Origin of the sequence: Dorea formicigenerans (assembly GCF_025150245.1) — a bacterium.
Classification (GTDB): Bacteria; Bacillota; Clostridia; order Lachnospirales; family Lachnospiraceae; genus Dorea; species Dorea formicigenerans.
Window position 1 is genome coordinate 3,160,145 of record NZ_CP102279.1, and the last position, 21,583, is coordinate 3,181,727.

Consider the following 21,583-nt stretch of genomic DNA (forward strand, 5'->3'; position numbering starts at 1 on the left):
GCTTCGTTGTACTTAGTATACTGTCTGCTAATAGTATATGCAAGATGTCGCTTTCAAAAGCACAAAATTTTTTATTTTTTGAAAGTGGAAACTATGGATTCAAAATTCCATAAAAAAAAGCAATTTCCAGCTAACATTTGGCTTAAAAAACATATTCTACCTTCGAGGGGTATGTTTTTCCTCTAAAATAGAGTACGATTAATATAAAAAAGGGGGTAACTGGATGGATCTTATTAAAATTGGAAAATATATTGCAAGTAAGCGAAAGTCATTGGGGATGACCCAAAAGCAACTGGCAGAAAAATTAGGTATGAGTGATAAGTCTGTTTCTAAATGGGAGCGAGGAGTTTGCCTTCCGGATGTATCTGTTTATAAAGAACTTTGTTCAATTCTTGGTATTAGCCTCAATGAGTTTCTGGCGGGAGAAGATATAGCCCAAGAGAATTTGATTCAGAAGTCAGAAACAAATATTATTGAAGTAATCAAAGACAATATAAATAAAGAGAAATGTCTAAAGGTTATGAAATATATATTATTAGTTATATCTATTTTTGCGTTATCAGTACTTGGATTTGCCATATACCGTTTGAAAAAACCACAGAATTATATTTCTCCTGTTGCAAAGGATAGCATAGAAATTCAGACCGCAGAACTGCTTGCCGGACCGGATGGAGCATTTGTCTACAAGTTTATCACAACGGATGAATATAAAAAACTTAGATTACATATTTATCGATACGAATCAGGAAAATTGATTGATCAGGACAAAGTTGAAATGGGATTTGAAGATATTAGTTCGCCCCAAAGTGGTGAAATTGTAATGGTACCTGATTTCAATAATTATATAATTAAGTTAATTATTTCTGGAGATGGTAATAAGTTGTCAACTGAATTTCCTGTTTTAGAAAATGTAGAAGATAAAGAATACTATGGCAGAGCAGCAACTGAAATAAAAAATGTCGTAGACATTAAATATAATAAGCAGCAACCACTCATTGCTTTTGTTTATGATAATGACGAAATGAATGTTCCAACTTTAGACAATTTTATAAATAGCCAAACAGATTTTCTTTCAAAAAATGATTATGTGTACTATGTAGCATTTGAGTTTTGTAAGTAATAGATATATACGGAGAAGCATCGGCGAACAAATTTCACTTCACAACGAACACCCTGCTGTTCGGCTATACACTTCCCACTATCCGTGATCAAGGAATGTTTCTTCTATTGTTGAAACCGTTTTATCTCTTACCTTTTCTGATAAAATAATAAGGCTGAACTGTTACCAATCAACAGAGGAAAATACGAAAAAGCTTGCAAATCCACCTTCTTTCCTTTAATATATTGACAAAAATATAGAAAGGGAAGAAGGTATGTTTCAAACGATTATTAGTACAATCAGTTCTTTTATGTACAGCAAGCTGCTGGTCATTATACTGATTGGTGCGGGAGTGTATTTTACAGTCCGCACAAGATTTCCGCAGGTAAGATTATTTAAGAGAGCTTGTGGATCCGTAATGGAAAAGCCGGAGGATAAAAAGGCAATTTCCTCTTTTCAGGCACTTATGGTTTCAACAGCATCCCGTGTGGGAACGGGAAATATTGTCGGAGTTTCATCGGCGATTTGTATAGGAGGATTTGGTTCTGTATTCTGGATGTGGGTGATTGCGATCATCGGAAGTGCATCTGCTCTGATTGAGAGTACATTGGCACAGATTTATAAGAAAAAAGGAGAAGACGGAAGCTGTTATGGAGGACCGGCTTACTATATTGAAGCGGCACTTCATTGTCGCCCACTGGCAATTGTTTTCTGCGTTGCAATGATTTTAACCTACGCATTTGGATTTAATATGCTGGCATCTTATAATCTGCAGTCTACATTTTCAGTATTTTCCTTTTATGAAGCAAAGATAAGTCCCTGGATCATCGGTGGAATTTTGGCAGTGCTGACAGGCTGGTGTCTGCTTGGCGGCGGATCACGTATCGTAAAAGTAACATCAATGGTTGTACCGGTAATGGGGATTGCGTATATTGGGATTTCACTTTTGGTAGTAATTATCAATATTCAGAATGTGCCTGCAATGTTTGTGCGCATTTTTGAAGAAGCATTTGATTTTAAAGCAATTTTCGGAGCATTTTCCGGTTCGGCCATGATGCAGGGAATCCGCCGGGGTCTCTATTCCAATGAGGCAGGTATCGGTTCGGCTCCGAATGCATCAGCTGCGGCAAATGTCAGCCATCCGGTAAAACAGGGGCTGGTACAGATGTTATCCGTATTTATTGATACCTTGCTGCTTTGTACAGCAACAGCTATGATGTGTATGTCATCTGGAATCGATCCGGCAAAAGAATTGCAGGGAGCACCATGGGTGCAGGCATCACTTCAGGAATCACTTGGTTCTTTCGGGCCGGTCTTTATTACAGTTGCAATGGTATTTTTTGCATTTACAACTCTGCTTGGGAACTGTTTCTATTGTGACAATCTTTTAATCTACATTCACAAAAAACAGCCGGGAAAAGCTTTTATGAAAGGCTTCAGACTGGTATCGGCACTTGCAATCTTTCTGGGAGCAGGAATGGAGATGTCTCTTTTGTGGGATCTTTCCGATGTACTGATGGGTGTTATGGCGCTCATTAACATTCCGGTTATTCTGATTTTATCAGGAATTGCAGTTAAAGCGATCCAAGATTATGAAGTACAGTTAAAACAAGAAATCAACCCGGTTTTTAAAAGCGCAGACATCGGTCTTAGTCAAAAAACAGATTTCTGGAGCTAAATTTAACAAAAGCTAAAAGATATTATGAAAAATCTATGATTATATCCATTATCCGGTATGGCTGGCAAAACATGGACTTGTCAGAATTAACAGAACATACCTTGGCAAATGAAATAGAAGCTCCACATGAGATTTTAAGAAAATAGGCAAGTCAACTTCCAGTAAAACGGAATATTTAACAGCGTAATAGAAAAATCCTGTTCAATATATGAATATGAGCAGGATTTTTCTATTTACAACAATATTTTTTACAATATTTCCTTTGATTATCCGGAAAATTTTTCACTGTAATGACTATTCATATCCTCCCAGTCCATGAACAATACATAAAATACTTTGCCATATTGCTGGCTCTCAACAATTCTCCCATGGTCAAGCACAGACAGATACGATTCATCCGCTCTTCGTAAATGAAAGTGGATATAATCATTTTCATTGCCATTATCAATCTGTTCCCAAATGCTTGCTTCTATCTTCTTCTGCTCATCTTCGCGTATCAGGTTGCGGAAACTTTTCTTTGTAAGTCTGAATAGTTCATCCATATCTTTATACCCGGCCATATGAAGAAACTCCTGATTTGCATAAAAGAGTTCGTCATCTTCTTTGTCTGCTCTGTATATGATAAATGCTCCTGGAAGGTTCTCGGAGATATCCTTGAATGCAAATCCACGTTGTTTACGAGCCCTTAATTCAAGCCCTTCCTTATAAGCCATACAGCCATTTTTCCCATGAAGTTTTATTTCGTAAAGGGCTGCATCTGCACAGCGCATAAGCTGTGAACGATTAGACGCAAATGTCGGATATTCCGCATATCCAAGAGAAATAGAAAATTGATGTTCTTTTCCCTTGTATGAAAATGTCTTTGGAGCCATAGTGAATTGCTGTAGCTTCTCTTTTACATCATCGTAGGAATAATCTTTTAAAAGAATAACGAACTCATCGCCGCCGTTTCTTCCTAATAACGCACCAGACGGGAAAAAAGCTTTCATACTGTCTGCCAGACTCTTTAATGCATTGTCTCCATAGACATGACCATAGATATCATTAACAAACTTAAAATCATCAATATCAAGGAGTACAGCCACAAATTTTGCTTCCGGATTTTTAGTAATCATCTGTTCTGCCAGTTCATCGAATCCATAGCGGTTGTAAATACCTGTAAGAGAATCTGTGTGCGCCAGTATTTGAAATTTGTTTTTATTTTCTTTTGATACCAGCCATACCCGGGTAAGAACTGCCAAAAGCAAGGTAATCGCAATAAAGAAAACACCGATTACTGCTATTAATGTATTGTTTCCCCAGCCATTTTCAGGCGTTACTTCAAACTTCCAGTTCTCCTCTCCTATCATAAAGTCATAAGAAACCGGATCCGTTAATTGATGATCTGACTGATAAACAACTTTATAATGATCACTCCATGGATTATCCGTTTTTGAAAGACTATATTCATATCCAAACTTCGAAAGTGCACTTGTTGCATCTGAAAAAATATCCGGAACACGAAGGATAACAATGGTAAATCCCCAAAAATATTCCTGTCCGTTTTCATCTTTCAGATAAATAGGATTGCGGACAGCAATTCCATATCCCCCCTGTTTCAATTCAAAAGGCCCCTGTGTAACGATTGTATGATGATCTCTTGCATATATGGAAATTTCACCACGGTCTTTATCATGAATCAGATCAATCTTACCTGTCTCATTTCCCTCGGCCGGATAAATATCCGTTACAATGCCAGCCGGAGCAAGCTGTATGCTTTCAACAGAATCCGACATAATATTTTCTGCAATTGTGTCAAATTGATTGATTTCTCCATTTTCACTGATCAAAAGCTGTTTCAGAACATCTGTAATCTCTATTCCATTTGTAATCTCATTCTTTATACGTTCCCCATAGGTTGTTACATTTAATTGTGCTGTTGTGCGGCTCTGCTCTTTTTCATGGGTATCTGTTTTGTATACAACTAAACTAACAAGGCATATGCCCAGTAAAAAAACGATAAGAGGCACAAGCGTTTTTTTCTTCACCTGATTTACCTCGTTTTATCTATCTAATGTTTTTATAATAAAGCATTATATCACAGAAGTAAAAAATTTGAATAGATTTTGCCCAAAAGTTATAGGACGTTTTTCTATTGTACTGACAACGTTTTCCTTGCGTACAATGGAAATATTGGTGTAAAATGCAATTAGTTCTTAACGTAATTTTAAATGATTGAAGATGACGAGGCAACCGCGAATGAAAAAAAGAAGTAGCGCTTCTAAACAAATAAAAAAATACAGTTTGATTGTTGGATTACTTGTTTTTATTGCATCCTTTCTTTTTGGATATATTAATTTAAAGAACATAGAAAAAGGAAAAAAAACAGCCGCCACTTATACTGCCCAAAGTACAGTAAGACGAATCAATGCACAATTGAATCAGTATGTTGAACTTTCAGAGTTTCTTGGAAATGTAGTTCTCGCAGGATATAACCTGGATCAGACTTCATTTTCAGAATTGGCGGAAATGCTTCCAAATGAGAATGGTATTGTGAAAGCTTTTGAACTTGCACCAAATGGAGTTGTTACTGATGTTTTTCCACAGCAGGAAAATGAGAAAGCCTTTGGAATAAATATGCTGACAGATCATAACCGTAAGGAAGATGCAAACCGTGCGAAAGAAACCGGAAACTATACACTTGGCGGTCCATATAAATTAAAACAGGGAGGAACCGGTGCTTTACTGTTCCATCCGGTTTATAAAAGCGATTCTATTGACAATGACTCTTTTTGGGGATTTGTGATTATGGTCATTGACTGGGATAAATTTATAGATGAAATAGGTTTGGACCGATTAAATGAAGCTTCCTATTGCTATGAAATATGGACAACTGATGAAACTACAGGCAGCCGAGTTGTTCTGACTCAAAGTCAGGAACACATACCTAAGAACAGCCTTACAGTAGAATGCGAAATTCCTAATGATACATGGTATGTAGATATTGTACCAGACGAAGGCTGGATTTCCATTTATCAATGGATTGCTGTTATTGCCGTTTCCTGTATAACGTCCTTAATGGGCGCCACTATTTTTAATCAGGTGCGCAGTAAAAAATATCGTGAAAACCAGTATGCAGTGGAACTGAAAAAGTCCGCTGAACAGGCAAGAGAAGCAAGTGAGGCAAAAACTCGATTTCTGTTTAATATGAGCCATGACATCCGAACCCCGATGAATGCGATCATTGGTTTTTCAGATCTTCTCGGAAAGAATCTTGACAACGAAGAAAAGGTACGAGAATATTTGGGAAAGATTAAGTCTTCCGGCAACATTCTGATGAGAATCATCGATCAGGTTCTGGAAGTGGCGCGTATTGAAAGCGAAACTGCTATATTAAAAACAGAAGCAGCAAATTTGAGCGAATTATTTTATTCGGTAAATACAGTATTAGAATCTGCTATCCAAATGAAAGGTATCCACTGTTCTATCGATGCAAATGTTCAACATAAATATGCATTTTGTGATAAGACAAAGCTCCAGGAAATATATTTAAATATCATGAGCAATGCCATCAAGTATACTCCTGACGGTCATGCGATTCATGTGACTATTAATGAGACGAATTTCGATGATAAAAAAGCACGGTATGTATTTGTCTGCGAAGATACTGGAATTGGAATGGCTCCGGAATATCTTCCTCATATCTTCGATGAATTTTCCAGAGAACATACAGCTACGGAGAATAAAGTCAGCGGTACAGGTCTTGGTCTTTCTATCGTGAAATCCTTTGTGGAACTGATGAATGGTAGGATTCATGTGGAAAGTGAGCCGGGAAAAGGAACAAAATTTACAGTAGAAGTCCCACTGGAACTTGCTTCTGAAGAAGATGTATGCAAAAAAGAACTGCCAGAGCAAACGTTTATGACCGATAAAAATATTGGAAAACGTATTCTTCTTGCAGAAGATAATGAATTAAATGCTGAAATTGCGATGGAACTACTGAAAGAAGAAGGATTTCTGATCGACTGGGTCAAAGATGGCCAGGAATGTTTTGATAAACTGGAAGAATCAGATGACGGATACTATGATCTGATTCTTATGGATATTCAGATGCCGATCTTGAATGGCTATGATACAACCGCAAAGATAAGGCAGATGGAAAACCCGAAAAAAGCAACCACACCTATCGTTGCCATGACCGCAAATTCCTTTGACGAAGATATTGAGATGACTCAAAAGGCTGGAATGAATGGATTCATTGCAAAACCATTAGATGCGGAAAAGATGTTCACTATATTAAAACAGAGTATTGTAGAGAATTAGTTATAGAATTAAGAATGTGCCTCGGCACATTCCAGCGCCTGCGGCTTTGCTGCCGCAGGCTTTTCTATTCCTCCCATTCAGGCGGCTCCTCACATCCCAATGGATCAAGCATGCAGTTTATTTCTATTCGAATATTTTCCAAATGATTATCCAACATTATATACACTTTCAAATCATGCATCAGAAGGAAAAGCAGCTCAAGAAAATGTCCCACAATAAAACGAATCATTATCTTATATTGATCTGACATCGTACCACAACAGACACTGAGTACTGAATTTAATGGTTGTATCCGATGAAGTCCTTCGCTGATTTTATCTGCAAATGTATGATATAACTCTTCATCATATTTTGTGAAGTCAACCTTGTATACGCCGTCATATTTAATAAAATCAACCTCATGTACAGCACTTTTTTCTGTTGGGAAAGATCTGTCAACAAATTCTGGATTCACTTCATAAGCCTGCATTTTATTATTCTTTTTTTCAGATTCATACATCACTTTAAATAACCAGTTTACAAGAACCGGTCTTGTCAGAAGTCCCACATAAAAGTACGGGAGTTCTTCAAACAGCCACTCATAAAAACGGTCTGTAATCATCTGATTTTCCGGAAGCCAGCTGCCTTTCTGATTCTGGTTCATATATTCGTCAATTTCATCATGAAAACTTCCCAATTCATCATCTTCCAGATCAAATACATCTTGAAAGCAAGCTTCCATAATCGTATAAACTGCTGCTTTAGATTTTTCAAATTCCAGATAATTGTTCTGTTCCATAATTTTTTATCTCCTATGTAGTATGATTTTATCTTGTTCTTTTATAGCCTTACAACATTGTGCAAGTAAACTATGTTTTTTTCCCTTTTTACTGTTATGTCATGTACTTTCTGTTTCAATACCAGGGATTTCCGTGGGCTACGCTGCGCACCACGGAAGTCCTTCTTCTTTCTCTTCCACAAGTGAAAGTTTGAAATTTCGGCAATCCGGATCGTCGAACATCTTCTCATCCAGCATGCTCTGAATCTGAGATCGCATGTAACGGCATCCGAGATTTTTTCCGGCAGCTTTTTCTGCCAGGATTCGTTTTGTCTTATCGTCTACGGAAAGATTCACCATATACAGCTTCTCAAGCTGACGAATCGGGGACATCTGTTTTCTGCTGTTCAGAATGTGCTCAAAATCATCGACGGTCAGAGCATTTAACGCTACGATCTGCTGGATACGTCCTGCAATCTCCCGACGGACATTTCCGTACTCAACGAGATCTTCGATTGTGATTGACTCTGCTTCTTCATCAGGAGCTGTGTTCTGGAAGAATCCGATGGTTGCCGGTTTGTCTTCACGGTTCTGAAGCAGCGTCTCAAAACTTCCGCAGAAGACAAATGAAACATGACTGCAATCAATTGTCGTCTTTTTGGCATCATTGCCTTCTGAGACGAAATCAACTTTATCTCCGTCCATAATCTTTAGAAATTCATTCTGGATTTTTCGGGAATAATCTACTCCGGCCGACCCGATCGATGGCTCAAAGAGCTTGTCTGCCTCATCGATGACAATCAGCATTTTTTTCACTTTTTCGGCAGGCTCCTCAAGGAAAATATCTTTTACGTGATAGCTGCCTTTCCAGCCGTCACAGGCAATCTGAGGACCATTCACGATTTTGATGAACGGGAATCTCTTCTGAAGGGAGCGCCAGATTTCTGTTTTACCACATCCGGTCGGTCCGGCAAGAATCATATTCCGTCTGCGTCCTTTCAAATGATTGTAGAGCATGATTGCTGCTGCTTTTTTTGCATTCTCCTGTCTGTAGACATTCTCGTCCAAATATTCGTAGATCATCTGTGGTGTCCATTCGACTTCGCCTTCGTCAAATGGCGTCTTATCAAAAGTTGTTTCGAACTCCGGCTCTGGCTTTATATACTTATAAGTCTTACGTTCTGATGCTTCAGCAAGAAGCTGAGCCAGCTTATCTGTTTCGCTGAGACTTAAATCTGTATTGACCAGTGCTTCAAGGAGAACCGCCCCGGCTGTCGCTTCCCGGTTTTTCTTCCAGAAGCTTGCAAGTTCTTCTGTAAAGTCCAGAAGTTCATAGTATTCTTCATCGCTTATGTCATCATACTCTCCGGCCTTTGCATCAGCTGTAAAGGTTACTGCCGGATTTGTCATCGTGACGTCAACTCCGCCCTTTGTCATAAGTCCGATATAAGTTTTCCAGAAATCAAAAGCTTTTTCTCTTAACATAAATGTACCCTCCCAGGTTTGTTTTCATTTTCGATTGAAAATATATGTTCAAATGTGTTTGTTTTCATGTGTTTCTTTGTTTATGTCTCTATCTTACTACATCACATTTTCACATCTGTAACCGGGAAGGGTACCTTCTCATCTTCTACACAACCTTCGCAATAATAAACGTTGCATTATCTTCCGCTCCCATGCGGTTGACTTCATCGACCATTTTTCCACGTGCTTCTGCTACCGGCATCTGCAAGATTTCTTCCAGGACTTCATCTTTCACCATATCCGTCACACCGTCTGTACAAAGCAGATACTTATCACCTTTCTGATATTCAAGCTTGTAGAAATCCATCTTTTTAAAATCATCTGCATACTCCGTTCCGATATAACCGACCAGCGCACTTCGTATATGCCCCGGATGGCGGTAAGTATGATCGGTGGACAACTGCGCAAGCTTCCCTTCACGCAGCCGGTAAATTCTGGAATCTCCAAGAGACATTCCGAAAATGTAATTCCGACCGAACTTTAACGCCGCCATGGTCGTCCCCGTTTGTCTTACCTTCTGCATTTTCTTCCATTTTATAAGATTGGCTTCCATTGCTTTTGCAATTTTCCACATACATGCTTCATAGTCAGCCTCTTCTCTCGATCTCCATGGGCATTCTGCCTTCGCAAGTGTCACTGCCGCAATATACGAAGCCATCTCTCCGCACGGCAGGCCGCCGATTCCGTCGAACACAGCAACCCATTTACCTGACACATCAGCCTCTGGCGCATGAAGGATTTCACCTATAGGATTATCTTCCAGTAATTCTGCCACATCGAAATCATCGAAATCCGGAATCTCCCCATTCTCTTCCGCTTCTCTATAACTCTCTTCAATAATCTGCAACATTTCTTCAGACAGTTCTTCTTCCTCCGGTTCCACTTCTTCCGGCTCTCCTGACGTCAGACGCAGCGCAATTCCCCCGTCCGAATCCATGTATTGCCCGTTAAAATAAAAATTGTCTTCGTTCGTGTCCCGGAACTCGCCGGTCATGCTGGTACATACCGCTTCCACTTTCACCAACTTTTCCTTATTCTTCGTCATATGACTTCTCCCATACTCCTGCAAATGTATCTAACAGATCTTCTGATACGACACACATCATGACAAATGCCTCATACGGGTTGACCGGATATAACTCGATCATTCCCGCTTCTATTAACAAATCATTGGTCTCATCTACAAATTCATTAAAACGTGCCGGTGCACTTTTCGTCAGTTTTTCTTCGTCCAATGCATAAATCAGGAAAATCAGTGTAATCAGATCAAATCGCTCAATCGGCTTACCACCTAAAATTCCATTGATTCTGGCACGGCTCAGACGTTTGCTCTTGAACTGTTCTTTCAGCTTTGCAAAGGACATCAGATTACCATTATCTGTTACAGCCACTCCACTATACAATATGCTCTCCATTCTGGACGGATTGATATCTTCCGCTTTCAGTTCCGCCTGTTTTCCATCTTTTTCAATCAAATCCGGATAACAGTTCAAATGCTTTGCACACAGCTTCTGCGCTCTCTCGTACAGTCTCATAAACACTTCCCGCGCCTGTGTCTCACGTTTTTTTGCAACGCCAAGCTGTTTCAGATAATGTAAATATTTCTCCAGACCTTCCTCGCTGCTCACATACATTTTCGGGTCATTCTGCATTGCCTGCCACATATGATTCTCCCGAATGGACGGATCTTCTGCCTGATTCTCATAAGCTTCAAGAAGCTTCTGCGCCTCCATCCAAGACTTTCCATTATACCTGCAGTGCCAGTAAATCGTTTCCGAAGGACTCGTAAAATCAAAATCCGGCTCCTTTAATACCAGTGTCAGGAATTCAGAAATCTGTTTATCATTCATATCCAGTCCAAATCCGATATAAAACATATTCTCACGCTTTACACTCTCTGATGTCAGCCAGCGGTTCGCTTTTTTCTTTAATTTCTTTTTTTCTTCTACATCGTTCGAATCATAGCAATCGTTTCTCGCAAAGATTTCCAACAGCAGCTCAGGATAATTTGTGACCTGATTAAAGTTTTCTTTAATCCCTGCATATTCATAAATATATCTTCTCAAAAAGTCTTTAAATGATACAATCTCCATGATGTTCGTCAGATACTTATAGATCGTATCTTCACTCGCTCCCTGGAACTGATCTGACTCAATCGTATCATAAAATTCCTTCATAGCTGTAAGCGTGAAGTTCTGTGGACGGATTGTTTTCTCCTCATCGTAATCCAGTATATTTTTCTTGGACATATTTTCCTTAGACATATTTTCTTATCTCCTTTTCCTTATTTCCGATACTTTTTGCATTTTCCAGATCTGCTCTCATATCTGCCGCAGACTGATAACGGTCTTTCGGTTCAAAGGCACATGCTTTTAAAATAATTCTTCTCAGCGGTTCAAATGCTATCTTGGGCTCCGGCAATTCTCCCTTACAACGAGCATTCATCTGAGCAACTGAATCATGGAGGTCCCAAAATGGCAGCCTCATATCATTTGCAAAATAATATAGTACCATTCCCAGCGAATAAATATCTGCACTTTTATCATAAAATGTATTATATACTTCCGGTGCCATATAATTTCTCGTACCAATTACTGTCATCGATCCATCATCCCACTCTCTCGCAAGACCAAAATCGCCAAGTTTAAAAGTTCCGTCTTTCGCAACCATAATATTCTCCGGTTTAATATCCCGATGCAATACATTTTCCTTATGGCAGACCTCCAGCGCCTGACAGATTTCAATTCCAAGCCGGATGATTTCCTCCTGATTCATGCGTTCCTCTGTAAATTTGAAATCCTGATTTTGTGAATCGCTGCTTTCCAAATTACTACTCTCTAAATCCTCTTCCTCCGGATAAGCATAGTCCATCAGCTCCGTAAGATATTCCATCTGTATGTAGGCACGCCAGTAATTTTCCTCCGGCATTTTTTCCAGACAACTGCCTTTAATTTGGACAATATGCTTCTCATCCATAAATGATTCCAATATATTAACTTTCCTTGCAAGCTTGTTAAATTCCTTACCAAAATCTCTTCTCGCGGCCGCTATGTCATTACGATATTGGAATCTGATTCTTTTTTTTGTAAGATTTTTCTCGATAACTTTTAAAGCCCAATATTCTTCCTGATCCGTTCCTTTATTTCTCACCATGCGGTAAACAGCTCCATAAGAGCCTTGCCCCAGTAGTTCATCAATTTCATATCCATGAGAACTCCACTGTCTTGGCAGCTCCGGAAATTGTAGATTTCTCATCAAAATCTTTCCTCCACAATGTATTCACAATATATTATATATGACATTGTATCAGTCCTCTGACAACCTTTCAACACACTTCCTCCTGTGGCGGAAAATTTATGGATTCCGTTGTCATTACAAAATCACTATTCGAATCCTTTACAATAACGTCATCAGATTACAAATGCAGCAATCCAAAGGATTGGAAAGGAGTTTACGATGATCATTGTATATGGTTTATTTATTTACAGTATTTATGAATTTCTCAAATTTTTGTTTTTAGCCACACTCGGAGATATCATCACCACAATCAAAGGTAATTACGACAGTCCTGAAAGGGACAGAGCCATCAAACGAGATCTGTGGACAGTTGCAAAGAGTATTATTGCTTTCATCATTGCCTGTATATTATTTTAAAGTTTAAAGTTCATTTTGGTATCTAATCTAGTAATTTTCAATCATCCAGAATATAATGAAAAAGTATCAGCTTTTTAATTAAAATCGCAATTCTAAAATAAAAGGAACAAAAAAGATGACATTTCCAAAATTACCAATACAGTGGAGCGAGAACGGCTATGAGATTACAGAAGAATTAGGTCATGGTTCTTACGGTTCTGTTTATAAACTAGTAAAAGATAAAGGAACGGAAAATGAAGAGGTTTCGGCCCTGAAAATTATAAACTGGACATTGGATAACAATACGGTACGGTATGAATTTACCAAGGATTGGGACGAAGCCAGAAAAAGCTACGCGCAGCGATTCGACCAGATGACACAAGAAGTGAATCTATTAGAATCATTTGTGGGAATGAAGACGATTGTGCAGTTGAAAGGAAGCTGTACGGAAAAAATGCCGGAGTTAAATTACTGGAAGCTTTATATCCAGATGGAATATCTGAAAGATCTGATGGATTTTGCAGACGAATGTAATGGACTTACAAGAAAACAAATTGTGAAGTTGGGAATTGATATTTGCAATGCCTTAGAAGTATGTCATGCAAAAAATATCATTCATCGTGATATCAAGCCGGCAAATATTATGGTCTCCCCAAAAGGTTACTTTAAACTGGGAGATTTTGGTGTTGCCAGACAGCAGATTTCAGGAACTATGACCGTGATTGGCTCTTATGATTTTATGGCACCGGAAGTTTACAAAGGAATGCCTTATGACCAGACCGCAGACATTTATTCCCTTGGTATGGTTTTATATTACCTGGCAAATGATTTCAAACTGCCTTTTTCTGAAATTCAAAGTTCCATAGACCGGATAAACCGGCGTATGAACGGAGATACCGAATGGGACTGGAAGCAAAAGCTGTCAAGCTGGGGAATTGCAACAAATATCAAACAAAAAATGTCTGAAGAAATCCTCTATGATACTGTAATGACCGCCTGTGCTAATGACCCGAAAGCTCGATATCAGTCAGCGACGGCAATGAAACGGGATTTAATGATATGCATGGATAAAATCTGTACATTAGAAAAAAGGAAGGATAACTGGGAAGCTGCGAAGAAGAAATAAAAAGAAGAACCTTGGACTTTGATTGCCTTGGTTCTTCCTTTTCTTCTCTCCTGTTAGTTTTCCACGTTATAGTCTCTGATTCATGTATTTTTCCACATTATCATCAAGAGTTATCCCACTCAATTAATTTCATAATTTTTTCACAGCATTTACCACCTTTGATGACAAATACATTTTCTGCCCTTTTTCCACATTAAAGTAGCCATTATAATTATCCTTAATTATAATGGCTACTTTATATTAAATTTCATTATATTCATATTTTTTATTATCGGAGGTTTCTGTTGATCTTGTTCCCTGCCTGTTTTCCTTTCTTTTAGAACTATAACATGTAATTCAAAGTCGCCGATTTACGCTTCATTGATTTGATTTATATAACCCTCATCTTCTATATTGAAGTTCCTTACTATTCCCTATCTATAACTTTCTCATAGTAGTTATCGCTATCATTCTCTTCCATGAGATTCTTCAATATACTCTACGACCATCCAGCTATTCCGTCTATAGCATCTCTTCTTTATAGAACTCATTTTTTATATAAATCTCGATTAGTTCGATGTTTCTTTACACATCTTCTAATTCCTTGAATTACTGCGGTATCTTTATCCTCAATATGTTCTGCAAATGTTTTCTCTTTTATACCGGTTATCTTTTCTTCTCCGATTTATCTTTTTTATTCAATCTTCTTACCGGATTTTTATGATCTATGGTTAAGGCTTATTCTGTGGGAACTTCCATTTGCCATACCACCAACATATTGACTATTTATAGATTCTGAATTGTCCAACGGTTTAAGCCTCCTTCCTTTCTATTTCGTTCGTCCCTTTCTCGTCAGGACTTCTATCGATGATTCCTAAGGAATTATTCTATCAAATCTTCTTATACGAATTTCGATTTAACCTTTTGGGTTATTTTAGGTTATTCTATCTTAATCTAAAATTTGTTGATTTAATTTTCGATTTAATCTTTTCATTAAATTTTTTTACTGAACTTTTTTGGTTCTTCTTTATCATTTAATTTTTTTGATCATATCTTATATTAAATCTTTTTTGATTTGATATTTTGTTTTCCTTTGGATTGACTATATAATACCATCTAGGTTTTATTTTGTCAATACTATTTATGATATTTATTTTAATTAATTTATAATTGTATTATTTCCATAGAATATTCTGTATATTTATATTTTATCAAGTTGTTTTCTGATGATGTTTCATGATTTTAGTGTGTGATACATAACCGTCTAATACACAAGAGAGCAGGTAATCCCCTGCTCTCTTGTTATCTTACATTTTCAGTCTTATAATCATCTTATAGTCAGATACTAATAATTAATATAGCCCTGAAGCCACATATTCGCCTTAAATCTGCGTCCTACTGCCGGTTCCCCAAGAAGTCCCTGTCTCGGCACGCAAACGTCAAATACGAGGCCATTTACGTCTAATTTCATCACGTAAACATTTTCCCCTGTATACTCATTCACGATTTCATGGAGTTCCTGAATCTCACCTAATATGGAATATCGGTCACACTCCACACTATACGGCATGATGTATGTATCCACAATGCTGAATACGTCTTCCGTCACCAGTCGCCTTGACACCTTTGAGTAAGTATCAATGTCTTCCAGTGTGAGCGTCTCGATTGCATTGGGATCTCCGGATTTTGCAGCAGAGAGAAGCTGCATGCGGTTATACACCTCTTCTCTCTGTCGTTCTTTTTGTGAATGATCTTTCTTTACCGGCAACAATATAGTCCCTGACTCGCATAATCCTGCAAGTGTTACAGATGTATAGTTCATCTTGTTACCGCTCAATTGCTTTTCTTTCAAATACTGTGGCACATTTTGCAGATAAAATATAATCGTAATTCCGATTTTTGCATCTTCACAGATTCCTACATAGGCCTCTCTGTCCATTCTGCGCTCAATCGTGATATCTGCATAGGACGTGATTCCTGTTCCAAGAAAATATGGATAATAATATCTTTTCGTAAAGTTATCCACAGAATCCATGTCTCCGCACAGACATATCCCCATTCCAGGTCCGAATTCCTTCTGATATTCACAAAAATCTAATTCTTCGTCCTGATATACAAGCTCATGACACGTATATTGCTGTTCTACTTTATCCAGTATCTCATATAATTCTTTTTTTGACTTCATGCTGCCAAATCCTATGGCATTCAGATATTGATGCATTTTTATTTCCTTTTGATTTCAGTCATACCACCCATATATGGACGAAGTACCTCTGGGATTCTTACAGAACCATCTGCCTGAAGATTGTTCTCCAGAAATGCAATCAGCATTCTTGGTGGTGCTACTACAGTATTATTCAGTGTGTTTGCAAAATATTTGTTTCCATCAGCGTCTTTTACACGGATTCCAAGTCTTCTTGCCTGAGCATCTCCAAGGTTAGAGCAGCTTCCGACCTCGAAGTATTTCTTCTGTCTTGGTGACCATGCCTCAACGTCACAGGATTTTACTTTCAGATCTGCCAGATCTCCGGAGCAGCACTCAAGTGTACGGACCGGGATATCCATAGAACGGAACAGATCTACTGTGTTCTGCCATAATTTGTCATACCACATCTTGCTCTCTTCCGGTTTACATACAACGATCATTTCCTGTTTCTCAAACTGGTGGATACGGTATACTCCTCTTTCCTCGATACCATGTGCTCCTTTTTCTTTACGGAAACATGGAGAATAACTTGTAAGTGTCTGTGGAAGCTGATCCTCTGTCAACATTGTATCGATGAATTTACCGATCATGGAATGCTCACTTGTACCGATCAGATACAGGTCTTCACCCTCTATTTTGTACATCATGGCATCCATCTCTGCAAAGCTCATAACTCCTGTTACTACATTACTTCTGATCATAAATGGAGGAATGCAGTAAGTAAATCCTCTGTCGATCATGAAATCTCTTGCATAAGAAATAACTGCAGAGTGAAGTCTTGCAATATCTCCCATAAGGTAATAGAATCCATTTCCGGCTACTTTTCCGGCACTTTCAAGGTCGATTCCATTAAAGCTTTCCATAATATCTGTATGATATGGAATTTCGTAATCAGGTACGACCGGCTCACCGAATTTTTCAATTTCAACGTTCTCGCTGTCGTCTTTTCCAATTGGTACAGAAGGATCGATAATATTTGGAATAATCATCATATTCTGTTTAATTTTAGCTTCTACTTCTTTTTCTTCTTTAGATAAAGCCTCTACTCGTTCTGCATTTTCCTGAACTTTTTTCTTTAATTCTTCTGCTTCTTCTTTCTTTCCCTGTGCCATACATGCACCAATCTGTTTGGAAATCTGATTCTTATCAGCACGAAGAGCCTCTACTTCCTGTTTAATCTCACGGTTTCTCTGGTCCAATTCGATAACTTCATCAACCAGTGGAAGCTTATCATCCTGGAATTTATTTTTGATATTCTGTTTTACGACCTCCGGGTTATTTCTGACAAATTTGATATCTAACATCTCTCATATCCTCCTTATTTTTCAATAATCTCGCTTTTTTCAATCTTTTCTATATCATGGAAGATGGCTTTATCCAGTGCCTCCGCCTCTTCCTCAGCAAGCTCTACATAGCTTTCACCTTTTACGATTTCTTTCACATAAGTGTAACATCCTTCACGACTGTGCATTGCATTGATGATCCAGCCGCTGTCATTTCCATCCAGCATAGCAAGTGCAAAACTCAGTTTTCCACCCATCTCGTTAAATGCATCGTATTTTACAATTCCGACTTTCTGGTAATTTGTCTCTAATTTACGGTTTAACTCACGGATTTCTGTTCTGTTCTGCTTTGTAAACTTAAGAACCGCCTCTGCTTCCTCGAATTTATCTTTCAGACTCTGCTCAAGGGATTTTCCATCTTTCCCTTTCATAAATGTTGCATAGCTGTTTTTCAAACGATTGTATTTCATGGTTACATTTACATATAGTATAAACAAAACTACGAATAGAATCAGCATAAACAGGAAAATAAATGCTGGATCTATCCCCAGTGCATTCAGTATCTTGCTTTCCATATTATTCTTCCTTTCCAATGCTCATAATCATATCGAACATTCGTTCTAATTCCTCATCAGAATAGTATTCTATCTCTATTTTACCTTTTCCATTCCCTTTAGATGCTATACTAACTTTTGTACCCATAACTTCTTTCATTTTATTTGCAAGGTCTTTATAAATGAAATCATTTACGGTCTTTACTTTTTCTTTTGTCTTTTTCGGATTTTTGATTTCTTTTACAAGCTTTTCTGTATCACGTACACTTAATTTTTCATCAAATATCCGGTTTGCCAGATTATACTGTTCATCCTTATCGTCAATTGCAAGTAATGCTCTTGCATGTCCGGTCGAGATCATGTCATCAATAATCATTTGCTGAACACGCTCGTCCAATTTCAGAAGTCGCATAGAGTTTGTGACTGCAGTTCTGCTTTTTGATACACGCTCGGCCACTTCATCCTGTTTCAGATTAAATTCTTCCAACAATCTCTTAAATGCCATTGCTTCTTCAATTGGATTTAAGTTTTCTCTCTGGATATTTTCAATTAAACCGATTTCTACTATTTCCTGTTCTGTATACTCTTTTACAATAACAGGGACTTCCTTGACTCCGGCCTGTTTGGCAGCTCTCCAACGTCTCTCTCCTGCAATAATCTCATAATAATCTTTATTCTTTCTTACAAGAAGCGGTTGCAGTACTCCGAATTGTTTGATCGAATCTGCCAGTTCAAGAATTGCATCTTCATCAAACTTTTTACGCGGTTGATCTCGATTCGGCTCAACCATATTGATTTTCATCATTTGAATACCCGAACCTGACTCAGACTTCCTCTTTTCTTCAGCCGGCTCTTTTGCTAATGGCTTATTTGATTTCTCAGGAATCAGACTATCAAGTCCTTTTCCCAATCCTTTTTTCTTAACAGCCATGGGAACCTCCTTATTTTTTATTCTTCTCTTTCGATAACCTCATCAGCCAATCTCATATAGCTTTCTGCTCCTGTTGATTTTGGATCATACTTATTAATTGGCAATCCGTAACTTGGTGCCTCTGCCAGTCGAATATTTCTAGGAATTATAGTTTTATATATATTCTGTTGCAGATTGTCTTTTACATTCTCAACTACCTGAAGAGACAGATTCGTTCTGGCATCATACATTGTAAATACGACACCTTCTATTTCCAATTTTGAATTCAATCTGTCTTTTACTAATTCAACTGTATGTATTAACTGGCTGAGTCCTTCCAATGCATAGTACTCACACTGAATCGGTACAATAACAGAGTCTGCCGTAGTCATAGCATTTATCGTCAGCATACTCAAAGATGGTGGACAGTCTATAATTACAAAATCATACTGATCTTTTACCTGATCAATTGCATTTCTAAGAATATATTCTTTATCATCTACACCAATCAATTCAATTTCTGCTGCTGACAAATCAATACTGGTCGGAATAATATCAAGATTTTCAAGAACTTCTTTATTAATTACTTCTTTGATATCAACTTCTCCAATAATCAGTTCATAAATAGACTTTTCCACAGAATCTTTATCTACACCCAGACCACTGGTGAGATTTCCCTGTGGATCCATATCAACAGCAAGAACCTTTTTTCCTTTTTCAGCAAGGCAAGCTGCAAGGTTGATAGATGTGGTAGTCTTACCAACTCCGCCTTTCTGATTAGCTACGGCAATAATTCTCCCCATATTATTAATTCACCTTTCATTCTACATTTCGTTACAAGTTATAGTATACCACAAATGTTTCACGTGAAACATAGTTTTTTGTCTGAATTTGTGAAAATAAGGATATAAGATTCAAGAATTCCTCGGCATTCTTGTTGCGAGGTGCGCATCATGCAATTGCATGACATACTTCTACTACGCTCCCATTACTTTTATTCTCGTGTTGAGAGTAACGAATCTGTGCTTTACTCTTTTTAATGTTTCACGTGAAACATATTATATATGTAAGAGCAGTGGCTAATATATAATAGAAAAAGGACTTTTTTCAAACATTGGTTGTTTTTCATTGTGAGTATAGTTTTATAGAAAAAATTACTATTTGAATCTCCTTGAGACGAATTTGTTTTTGATATAATCATATACGACTTAACACTGAATTGAAATGAATATTCTTATCTTTACTTCTTTTCAATGTTTCACGTGAAACATATTTATATAAAAGAGAGTTCTCAAACTTAGGTTGTTTTTTTAATTCATTACAAGTATAGTGTTATATCAAAAATTATCGTCTGAGTCTCTTTGAGACGAATTTAATTTTGATATAATTTATACAACGCACCAATGAATTAAGATGGACGTTCTTATCTTTACTTCTTTTCATGTTTCACGTGAAACATATTTTTATATAGAAAATAGTTGTGAATATGAAATAGAAAAAGAGAGTCCTCAAACTTAGGTTGTTTTTCAATTCATTGCGAGTATAGTTTTATATCAAAAATTACTGTTTGAGTCTCTTTGAGACGAGTTTAATTTTTGATATAATAATATACGACGCAGCAATGAATTGAAATGACCTGTTTGAGGACGCCCTTTTTCTATCAATCAATCCATATTTTTTATTTAATGTTTCACGTGAAACATCTCAATCTTATAATGGTTCTTTCGCCGGCAAGCCTGCTTTTCGTGGATATTTCTTTGCAGTATTCTTGTTCTTCTTTATTTTTACAAATGATCTTCCGATATCTGTATCTGGCAACTGGAATTTTACCACTTCTTCGATTTTTCCACCTAATATTTGTACTGCTTTTTTTGAGTTGTTTAACTCTTCATCAATTTCTCCGGATTTATAAGGTATAAAACATCCACCTACTTTTACATAAGGAAGACAATATTCTGATAAAGTCGCCAGATTTGCTACTGCACGGGAAACACACAGATCATATTGTTCACGGTAATCTTCTTTCTTCGAAAAGTCCTCTGCTCTTCCGTGTATTGTTTCTATATTTTCCAGCTCAAGTTCATCTATAACAGCATTTAAGAACTTAATTCGCTTGTTCAATGAATCTAATAATGTGATTTTTATCTCTGGGAATACTATTTTTAGTGGAATACCCGGAAATCCTGCTCCAGTTCCTACGTCAATAATAGTCGTTACATTATCAAATCCATTTACTTTTACAATAGACAAGCTATCCACAAAATGTTTCATAACTACCTCATCATATTCTGTAATTCCTGTGAGGTTCATAACCTTATTCCACTCTACAAGCATTTCATAGAATTTGATGAACTGAGATACCTGTTTATCCGTAAGTTCTACAGATATCATTTTCATGTTTTCGATTAATCTCTGTTCTTTATTTTTCATATCCGTTCCTAACTATTTTCATTTTTCTATATTCTTCTATTTATCCATATTAATTCAGTTCTTCATATATTAATTAAAAAATATTCTCGGCATTCTTTTTGC

Annotated in this window: 17 protein-coding genes and 1 pseudogene; 6 read left to right on the forward strand and 12 right to left on the reverse strand. The window is 37.4% G+C overall.

All coding sequences use genetic code 11. From position 1 onward, the window contains the following. The first annotated feature begins 223 nt into the window (after nucleotides 1-223). The 3 genes and pseudogenes from NQ560_RS15460 to NQ560_RS15825 form a co-directional block, all read left to right on the forward strand. Nucleotides 224-1,120, forward strand: coding sequence for a helix-turn-helix domain-containing protein (locus NQ560_RS15460; protein ID WP_005334731.1), 897 nt, complete (start codon nucleotides 224-226; stop codon nucleotides 1,118-1,120). A gap of 253 nt (nucleotides 1,121-1,373) precedes the next feature. Continuing rightward, nucleotides 1,374-2,777 carry an alanine/glycine:cation symporter family protein gene (locus NQ560_RS15465; protein ID WP_005334730.1) on the forward strand — a complete coding sequence of 468 codons (1,404 nt, stop codon included), beginning with the start codon at nucleotides 1,374-1,376 and terminating at the stop codon, nucleotides 2,775-2,777. 77 nt (nucleotides 2,778-2,854) lie between these two features. After that, a pseudogene (locus tag NQ560_RS15825) lies at nucleotides 2,855-2,923 on the forward strand (LPS biosynthesis protein); the annotation flags it as partial. A gap of 120 nt (nucleotides 2,924-3,043) precedes the next feature. Here NQ560_RS15825 and NQ560_RS15475 read toward each other — a convergent pair. Next, nucleotides 3,044-4,804, reverse strand: coding sequence for a diguanylate cyclase domain-containing protein (locus NQ560_RS15475; protein WP_005334728.1), 1,761 nt, complete (start codon nucleotides 4,802-4,804; stop codon nucleotides 3,044-3,046). Nucleotides 4,805-5,015: 211 nt separating this feature from the next. Between NQ560_RS15475 and NQ560_RS15480 the strand changes: the two genes are divergently transcribed. Continuing rightward, complete coding sequence (locus NQ560_RS15480) at nucleotides 5,016-7,079, forward strand: ATP-binding protein (RefSeq protein ID WP_005334726.1); 2,064 nt, start codon at nucleotides 5,016-5,018, stop codon at nucleotides 7,077-7,079. 64 nt (nucleotides 7,080-7,143) lie between these two features. Here the strand turns inward: NQ560_RS15480 and NQ560_RS15485 are convergent, their stop codons facing one another. The 5 genes from NQ560_RS15485 to NQ560_RS15505 form a co-directional block, all read right to left on the reverse strand. Beyond that, nucleotides 7,144-7,857, reverse strand: a complete 714-nt coding sequence (locus tag NQ560_RS15485; RefSeq protein ID WP_005334724.1) for a hypothetical protein — start codon at nucleotides 7,855-7,857, stop codon at nucleotides 7,144-7,146. Nucleotides 7,858-7,995: 138 nt separating this feature from the next. After that, nucleotides 7,996-9,321 (reverse strand): AAA family ATPase, encoded by a 1,326-nt coding sequence (locus tag NQ560_RS15490; RefSeq protein ID WP_005334723.1) that lies wholly within the window; start codon nucleotides 9,319-9,321, stop codon nucleotides 7,996-7,998. Nucleotides 9,322-9,466: 145 nt separating this feature from the next. Beyond that, nucleotides 9,467-10,405: a PP2C family protein-serine/threonine phosphatase gene (locus NQ560_RS15495; protein ID WP_005334722.1), complete on the reverse strand. Its 939-nt coding sequence runs from the start codon at nucleotides 10,403-10,405 to the stop codon at nucleotides 9,467-9,469. After that, a complete protein-coding gene (locus NQ560_RS15500) occupies nucleotides 10,392-11,624 on the reverse strand; it encodes a hypothetical protein (protein ID WP_005334721.1) in 1,233 nt (410 codons plus the stop codon). Before NQ560_RS15500 ends, NQ560_RS15495 begins: the two co-directional genes overlap by 14 nt. Next, nucleotides 11,617-12,615, reverse strand: coding sequence for a serine/threonine-protein kinase (locus NQ560_RS15505; RefSeq protein WP_005334719.1), 999 nt, complete (start codon nucleotides 12,613-12,615; stop codon nucleotides 11,617-11,619). Before NQ560_RS15505 ends, NQ560_RS15500 begins: the two co-directional genes overlap by 8 nt. A 201-nt stretch (nucleotides 12,616-12,816) precedes the next feature. Between NQ560_RS15505 and NQ560_RS15510 the strand changes: the two genes are divergently transcribed. Together NQ560_RS15510 and NQ560_RS15515 are read left to right on the forward strand one after the other, a co-directional pair. Beyond that, nucleotides 12,817-13,014, forward strand: a complete 198-nt coding sequence (locus tag NQ560_RS15510; RefSeq protein ID WP_005334717.1) for a hypothetical protein — start codon at nucleotides 12,817-12,819, stop codon at nucleotides 13,012-13,014. Nucleotides 13,015-13,129: 115 nt separating this feature from the next. Then, nucleotides 13,130-14,119: a serine/threonine-protein kinase gene (locus tag NQ560_RS15515; RefSeq protein WP_005334715.1), complete on the forward strand. Its 990-nt coding sequence runs from the start codon at nucleotides 13,130-13,132 to the stop codon at nucleotides 14,117-14,119. A gap of 1,324 nt (nucleotides 14,120-15,443) precedes the next feature. On the opposite strand, the gene NQ560_RS15520 is transcribed toward NQ560_RS15515, so the two are convergent. The 6 genes from NQ560_RS15520 to rsmG all read right to left on the reverse strand — a co-directional run bounded on the left by NQ560_RS15520 (nucleotide 15,444) and on the right by rsmG (nucleotide 21,481). After that, nucleotides 15,444-16,319: a DUF3881 family protein gene (locus NQ560_RS15520; RefSeq protein ID WP_005334712.1), complete on the reverse strand. Its 876-nt coding sequence runs from the start codon at nucleotides 16,317-16,319 to the stop codon at nucleotides 15,444-15,446. A gap of 2 nt (nucleotides 16,320-16,321) precedes the next feature. Further along, on the reverse strand, nucleotides 16,322-17,608 hold the full coding sequence (gene serS / locus NQ560_RS15525) for a serine--tRNA ligase (protein WP_005334710.1): 1,287 nt from the start codon (nucleotides 17,606-17,608) through the stop codon (nucleotides 16,322-16,324). A gap of 14 nt (nucleotides 17,609-17,622) precedes the next feature. Continuing rightward, nucleotides 17,623-18,162: a DUF4446 family protein gene (locus tag NQ560_RS15530; protein ID WP_005334708.1), complete on the reverse strand. Its 540-nt coding sequence runs from the start codon at nucleotides 18,160-18,162 to the stop codon at nucleotides 17,623-17,625. Nucleotide 18,163: 1 nt separating this feature from the next. After that, a complete protein-coding gene (locus NQ560_RS15535) occupies nucleotides 18,164-19,072 on the reverse strand; it encodes a ParB/RepB/Spo0J family partition protein (protein ID WP_005334706.1) in 909 nt (302 codons plus the stop codon). A 17-nt stretch (nucleotides 19,073-19,089) separates the two neighbouring features. Beyond that, nucleotides 19,090-19,854: a ParA family protein gene (locus NQ560_RS15540; RefSeq protein ID WP_005334704.1), complete on the reverse strand. Its 765-nt coding sequence runs from the start codon at nucleotides 19,852-19,854 to the stop codon at nucleotides 19,090-19,092. 907 nt (nucleotides 19,855-20,761) lie between these two features. Then, nucleotides 20,762-21,481: a 16S rRNA (guanine(527)-N(7))-methyltransferase RsmG gene (gene rsmG / locus NQ560_RS15545; protein ID WP_005334703.1), complete on the reverse strand. Its 720-nt coding sequence runs from the start codon at nucleotides 21,479-21,481 to the stop codon at nucleotides 20,762-20,764. Nucleotides 21,482-21,583 lie beyond the last annotated feature (102 nt).